The sequence below is a fragment of the Halapricum sp. CBA1109 genome, assembly GCF_009741825.1.
In the GTDB taxonomy this organism is placed as follows: Archaea; Halobacteriota; Halobacteria; order Halobacteriales; family Haloarculaceae; genus Halapricum.
In genome coordinates this window covers 1-5,109 of the sequence record NZ_WPCA01000169.1, presented here as the reverse complement: position 1 = coordinate 5,109, position 5,109 = coordinate 1, and the positions used below count along the sequence as shown (strand labels likewise).

Genomic DNA, 5,109 nt, shown 5'->3' with positions numbered 1-5,109 from the left:
CCTCGGGAAGATAGCCGACCCGCGGGCGTGTTCCCCGCTCGAGGCCCTGCTGACGGACGGGAACGCCAGCGTCCGCCGGGAGGCCGCCGAGGCGCTGGGGATGATCGGCAACCGACAGGCGCTGTCGGCGCTGCTCGCCCTCTACGACGACGGCGACGAGCGCGTCCGCCGGGTCGCCATCGGCGCGTTCGGTAACTTCGACAGCGGCAAACCGGTCGAACACCTCGTCGACGCACTGGACGACGACTCGCCGACGGTCCGCCGGACGCAGTCTACTCGCTGATCGAGTTGCTCTCGAACGTCCCCACCGACAAGAGCCACCAGATACGGGAGGAAATCGTCGACGAACTCTCGGCGACCGACGACGCGACGGTCGTCGTCCCGCTGGTCGAGATACTGGAGGAGAGCACCCAGACCGCACAGCGGCGCAACACCGCGTGGCTTTTGGGCCGAGTCACCGACGGCGACCACGAGCGCGTCATCGAGGCGCTGGTCGACTGTATGGACGACGACGACCAGATGACGGGCCAGTTCGCGGCGACCAGCCTCGCCGAACTGGACGGCGAGACCGTCGAGAAACACCTGCTCGAGGTCGTCGAGGACGACGACCGATCGACACAGGTACGGTCGCAGGCTATCTTCACGCTCGGGAAGGTCGGCGGGGAGGACTCCCGGGAAGCGTTGGAGTCGCTGATCGACGATACCGAGGACGAACAGCTACGGAAACGGGCGTTCTCAGCGGTGTCGAAACTCGGTGGGAGCGCGGGTGACGTGCTGTGAACAGTTATACGCCTGTAACTGCAACTAGAGAGAGATGAGCGGCGGCGAACAGAAACTGGCCGACAGTCCGGGGAAGTTTATGCAGGTCGTCGCCGACGGCCGCAAAGCCGGTGGTGCCGAGTGGCAGACCGGCCGGTTTCTCCTCTCGAACAAGCGGCTGATCATCGCCACCAACGAGGGCAAGCGGACCATCCCGCTGTCGAAACTCACCTCGATCAAGAGCCGAGAGAACGTCAACGAGGCCGTCGCGTCGGTGTCGAACTACCTCTCGATCCAGTTCGATCAGGACGTGCTGTTGATCTCCCCGAAAGACCAGGAGAGCTTCGAGGAGAAACTGTACGGCGCAGTGCTGGACCAGCAGGTCGTCCTCGTCAAATACCCCGCAGTCAAAGGCGGTGTCGTCCAGGAGGTCGAGTGGGAGAAGGCCCGCCTGAAACTGGGCGAAGAGACGGTCGATCTGGCCATCTCAAGCGGCACCTTCGTCGAGATCGAACTCGACGACGTGGGGGCCGTCGAGACCACCGAACGGACGGTGCTGGGCGAGGAACGCCGCGTCGTCGAGATCGAACACTCCGTCGAGGAGGCCGTCGTCCAGACGCACATCTCCGGGCCGACGCGGGTCGTCGGCGTCCTGGCCGGCCTCGTCACCAGTGGCCGCGAGGCCGCGGACACCGATCTCACCGAAGAAGAGTTCGAGGTGTTGATGGCGCTGTACTCGGGCGTTTCGCCGTTCAAGATCCCCGATTTCGTCGGGATGGACGTCGAGCGAGTCGAGGAGATATTCGACGACCTCGTCGAGTCGGGGCTGCTCGAGGAGGTCCGGACCCGTCGGGAGATTTCCCTACAGGCCCGCGGACGCAACATCGCCAGCGAAGTGATGGAGAACCAGTAGCTACTCGTTGACGTCTTCGAGGTGGTTGTTGACGACGACCCGACCCCGTGGCGTGATCTTCGTCCCTGTCTCGCTGTCGACGATGAGGTCTTTCTCCGCGAGGCGGTTCAACAGCAACGTGACCTCGCTGGCTTCCATATCGAGGATGTCCGCCAGCGGGATACCCTCCATATCGCCCGTCGAGTAGATGGTGACGAGCAGTTCCGTCTCGTCCTCGCCGAGGTCGATGTCCTGAAGATCGGTGACCACGTCGCTGTACTCCATCCGAAGGTAGCGGCCGAAGACGTTCATCTTCTGCTCGGACGGCAGGGCGGCAAGCGAGAGGACCGACCGTCCGCCCTGCATATGTTTGACGGCCAGCACCGGCCGCTTGGAACCGGCTATCTCCCGTTCGAGGCGCTCGAAGCCCGTGACGGTCGCTAGCCGGACCGTGACGTCCTCGCCGCGGCGGCGGAACTCGACCTCGCCGGGTTTGAGGAACAGTTTCGCCGGCGTGAACTCCTCGCCCGTGACGCGGCCGCCGACCCGCGCCGGGTGTTTGACTGTCATCTCCGTCCCGTTGAGCAGGACCTTGAACAGGACGTTCGTGAACTTCTCTATCTTCTCGTCGTCGCCCTCGACGGCCGCCACCTGCTGGCGGCCCTGCGTCCGGAACGCGATGGTGACCGTCGCCGAGAAGAAATCCCCGAGGTCGTCGGGGACCTGCCCGACGGCGACGTCGAAGATGTTCTCGACGGGGATCTGAATCTTGCCGTCGTCGGCGGCCAACACCAGTCGCTGCCTGCTGAGGAGGATGCGACCGCGCGTTGGTTCGCTGCCGGCGGACTGTTGGGTGTTGAACGTCCCGACGAAGTCCGCGACCACCGATTCCGACATAGGCGTTGGTGTCACTTTGTCGGGGCGAGGCTTAGTGGTTTCGCGCCGGTATCAGGCACGAAAACGGCGACCGCGGGTCACTCGCCGAGGTCCTCGGCGATGTCGGACAGCGAACCGCTTGGCGACCGCTTGACCGTGTAGACGACGCGCTCGCCCGGCGCTCTGAGGCCGTAGTGGTCCCCAGCGACGAGTTCGTCGAGCAACACCGACTGGCCGGCCGAGCGGTCGGCCGCCGACAGCCACTCCCGGAGGCGGTCGGTCGCATCGGCGTCGGTCTCGCGGGCCAGTCGGGCGTTGTCGTAGGCACCGCGCACCTGCAGGCCGCCCTCGATGCCGTCGGTGACCTGCGCGTGGGCGTCCCGGCCGTCGAGGGTGAGTCTGAGTACGTCGCCGGCCGCGACCGGCACCGCCGACGGAAGGGCGAGTCGGAGCCGCGAGGTGCGGCCGACTGACTCGACGGGGATCCGGTAGCTACTGACGGTGTCGTGGTCGCTCGGAACGCGCTCGCCCATCTACTCGTCGTCGCCCAGAAGGTCCGCGACGTCGTCGCCGCCGTGGTCGACGATCTTGGCGTTGATCTGTCGGACGTCCTCGCTGACCTCGCGGCCGCGGACGGTCACGCGCTTGCGCTCGCCGTCTCGGCTCGGCTTGTAGCCGACGCCACCCTCAAGCAGGATGGACTTGAGGTTCGGGCCGGCGACGTCGTCTCGGAGCGGCCGACCGGCGGTGTCGGACGCGCCGGTCAGTTCCAGCGTGAAACCGTCGAGACCGACGGCGCTGCCGTCGACCTCGTCACCGAGTTCGCGGCTGAGAAACCGGTTGGCGTCCTGTCCGTCCACGTCGACCTGATAGGTCCGACCGTCCTCGGGGTCGGCCACGGCGATAGTGAAGTCTGCCATACCCGTATCCTGCCAGTCGTGCATAAAAAGCCCGTCGAAGCGCGTTCAGCGCCGGCCGGCGTCGACTACCGTCGAGACGCGAGCGTTCTCCTTGAGTTTCAGTCCGGCACCGCCGACCGACAGCGGCACCGGGGACAGTTCGGTGACCGACAGCGTCGGATGACTCGCCCCGCGAGCGAGCAGTTCCTCGCGCGGTTGGACGGTCAGCGCCGTGTCCGCTGGCAGCGACAGCGACTCGTTGTACGACAGCAGGTACTGGCCGGCGTCGAGGTGCCACCACTCGTAGTCGTCGTCCTCGTCGCGGTACGTCCGGTCGTGAGGCGTCAGTCCCGCGTCAGTCAGTTCGCCGCCGCCGAAGTCGACCCGGCCCGGGTCAGTTATCTCGTATACCTCGGCGGCCGTCAGATCGAGGCCGCGGCCCTCGGTCTGTGTCGGTTCGTGGAGCAGGTCCTCGACGAACGCCGTGTACTCCATATCGGGGACTCGGCGGGCAACGCCAAAAGTCCCGGGCCGTTTTCACTCGCTGGGAAGCGTAGGGGTGGTTTTGATACTGTAGTCGATACTGTCTGGTACAATGTCCGGGTTGCGCGCGGCCCTCGAGATACCGTCGCTGGAGGCCTGCCCCGTCGCGGCCGCCTCCGAGGAGACGGACGAGACGATAACGTCGATATCGTGGGCCAGACAGAGCGAGGGAACCGTCACCGAGGAGTTCACCGCGAGCAGCGACCTCGACGCCGAGGCGGTCGACGCGCCGGTGACGGACGTCTTCGACTACGACTCGACCAGCGTCTATCGGTTCGAGCGCGACCCGGGCCCGTGTCTCTGTGAGTACGTCGAAGGCGAGTCGTTCCCCATCTCGGACGTCCGCGCCGAGGACGGATCGCTCGTCGTGACCTTACACCTCTCCTCACGCGCGGAGTTGCGCGACGTCATCGAGACGCTGCGGGACCGCTTCGGCAGCGTCAGCGTCCAGTACCTCCTGCGTGTCGACGGCCAGACCGACGACGCCGACATCGTCCCCGTCGACCGCGGGCGACTCACCGACCGCCAGCGCGAGGTCCTCTCGACGGCCTACGAGATGGGATACTTCGCCTCGCCGCGGAAGGCAAACGCCACCGAAGTCGCCGACCACCTCGACATCGACGTCTCGACGTTCACCGAACACCTCGCTGCCGCCCAGTCGACGCTGATGGACGACCTGCTGGCGACGTGACGCGGGCCGACCTGTTTTCGGACGGTTCGATGCTGACCGCGAGCCAGCGTCGTCGCCGGTGCAAGAAGACCCCGAGAGGTTTGGCGGTTCGTTACGGTCGCCCTCGAAAGACGATGGAGTACATGAACGTCGCATCGGACGTGACGGAGTTGATCGGCGAGACACCGCTGGTACGGGCGGAGGGGTTCGCCCCGAACCTCCTGCTCAAACTGGAGTCGTTCAACCCCTACTCGGTCAAAGACCGCATCGCTCGCGAGATGATCACCACCGCCGAGGAGGCCGGCGAGATAACCGACGATACCGTCGTCGTCGAACCGACGAGCGGTAACACCGGCATCGGGCTGGCGGCCGTCTGTGCCGCCCGCGGGCACGACCTCGTGCTCACGATGCGTCGTCGATGAGCGAGGAGCGACGGCAGTTGCTCGCCGCCCTCGCGCCGACCTCGAACT

General features: G+C 66.0%; 8 protein-coding genes and 1 pseudogene. 5 read left to right on the top strand and 4 right to left on the bottom strand.

From position 1 onward, the window contains the following. The 3 genes from GJ629_RS17295 to GJ629_RS14185 all read left to right on the top strand — a co-directional run. Positions 1-283, top strand: a 283-nt coding sequence (locus tag GJ629_RS17295; RefSeq protein WP_231754647.1) for a HEAT repeat domain-containing protein, incomplete at its 5' end; no start/stop codon positions are given. Positions 284-288: 5 nt separating this feature from the next. Next, entirely contained in the window at positions 289-780 is a 492-nt protein-coding gene (locus GJ629_RS17290; RefSeq protein WP_231754646.1) for a HEAT repeat domain-containing protein, read from the top strand. A 34-nt stretch (positions 781-814) separates the two neighbouring features. Next, positions 815-1,672 carry a CheF family chemotaxis protein gene (locus GJ629_RS14185; RefSeq protein WP_157513618.1) on the top strand — a complete coding sequence of 286 codons (858 nt, stop codon included), beginning with the start codon at positions 815-817 and terminating at the stop codon, positions 1,670-1,672. Here GJ629_RS14185 and GJ629_RS14180 read toward each other — a convergent pair whose 3' ends face one another. From GJ629_RS14180 to GJ629_RS14165, 4 genes are all read right to left on the bottom strand, one after another. Then, positions 1,673-2,548: a CheF family chemotaxis protein gene (locus GJ629_RS14180; protein WP_157513617.1), complete on the bottom strand. Its 876-nt coding sequence runs from the start codon at positions 2,546-2,548 to the stop codon at positions 1,673-1,675. A gap of 77 nt (positions 2,549-2,625) precedes the next feature. Beyond that, the gene (locus GJ629_RS14175) at positions 2,626-3,060 is read right to left on the bottom strand and encodes a hypothetical protein (RefSeq protein ID WP_157513616.1); all 435 of its coding nucleotides are present in this window, start codon (positions 3,058-3,060) and stop codon (positions 2,626-2,628) included. Beyond that, positions 3,061-3,447, bottom strand: coding sequence for a 30S ribosomal protein S6e (locus tag GJ629_RS14170; RefSeq protein WP_157513615.1), 387 nt, complete (start codon positions 3,445-3,447; stop codon positions 3,061-3,063). Between the two features lie 45 nt (positions 3,448-3,492). Beyond that, positions 3,493-3,921 (bottom strand): dCTP deaminase, encoded by a 429-nt coding sequence (locus GJ629_RS14165; protein WP_157513614.1) that lies wholly within the window; start codon positions 3,919-3,921, stop codon positions 3,493-3,495. 100 nt (positions 3,922-4,021) lie between these two features. Here GJ629_RS14165 and GJ629_RS14160 point away from each other — a divergent pair, with 100 nt between their 5' ends. Together GJ629_RS14160 and GJ629_RS14155 are read left to right on the top strand one after the other, a co-directional pair. Beyond that, the gene (locus GJ629_RS14160; RefSeq protein ID WP_157513613.1) at positions 4,022-4,660 is read left to right on the top strand and encodes a helix-turn-helix domain-containing protein; all 639 of its coding nucleotides are present in this window, start codon (positions 4,022-4,024) and stop codon (positions 4,658-4,660) included. 122 nt (positions 4,661-4,782) lie between these two features. Next, positions 4,783-5,109: pseudogene (locus GJ629_RS14155) on the top strand (pyridoxal-phosphate dependent enzyme); the annotation flags it as partial.